This window comes from Rathayibacter tanaceti (assembly GCF_001634385.1).
In the GTDB taxonomy this organism is placed as follows: Bacteria; Actinomycetota; Actinomycetes; order Actinomycetales; family Microbacteriaceae; genus Rathayibacter; species Rathayibacter tanaceti.
Genome location: NZ_LIIN01000323.1, coordinates 1 through 372 on the forward strand (window position 1 = coordinate 1; position 372 = coordinate 372).

The following is a 372-nucleotide window of genomic DNA, read 5'->3' on the forward strand; positions in this document are numbered from 1 at the left end:
CTCCGCCTCTGCCGGATCGGGGGCGCCGGAACCGGCGAACGACTCGGCGAGGGAGAGGTCCTCCGGCTGCTCGGCACCCCACTGCAGCGCGCGGGTGAGGGCGTCGGCGCCCGTGGAGCCGGTGTCGAGGATGCTGCCGTCGGTGCCGGTCGAACGGACGGCGACCAGGTCGACGACCGTCGTCTCGATGCCCGCGTCGGCGACGCTCTCGCGCAGCGCTGCTCCCGCGCCGGTCAGAGCCCAGGCGCCGGTCTCGACAGCGATCGGCCAGCCGTCCGGAGTCGAACCGGCGATCCGCCCGCCGGTGCGCTCGCGCGCGTCCACCACGGTGACGTCGTAGCCCGCGTCGACGAGGCGGCGGGCGGCGACGGC

At 76.3% G+C, this 372-nt stretch carries 1 protein-coding gene; it reads right to left on the reverse strand.

Features of this window, described 5'->3' with window-relative positions:
- On the reverse strand, nucleotides 1-372 hold a 372-nt coding region (locus ACH61_RS17160), incomplete at both ends, for an FAD-dependent oxidoreductase (RefSeq protein ID WP_153038976.1).